A 218-nucleotide genomic window follows, 5' to 3' on the forward strand; every position below is an offset into this window, starting at 1 on the left:
TCATCCAGTTTGCATTTTCGTTTTAACGCTAATTCCTGTCGCCTAGAAAGAACACGTTGTGCTTTCGCTAATTTTTCTTCTAGTTTACGAAGCCATTTAGGATTACCAAAAACTTCACCTGTTGAACGAATCGCAAAATCTTTAAGACCAACATCCATGCCAACAGATGAACATGTTTTAGGAAGTTCTTGTACTTCTGTTTCAGCAAGAATCGAAAC

Annotated in this window: 1 protein-coding gene; it reads right to left on the reverse strand. The window is 37.6% G+C overall.

From position 1 onward, the window contains the following. On the reverse strand, positions 1-218 hold a 218-nt coding region (locus MR056_RS22175; RefSeq protein ID WP_242136745.1), incomplete at both ends, for a transposase.

Source organism: Bacillus cereus group sp. BfR-BA-01360 (genome assembly GCF_022663595.1).
GTDB lineage: Bacteria > Bacillota > Bacilli > Bacillales > Bacillaceae_G > Bacillus_A > Bacillus_A cytotoxicus.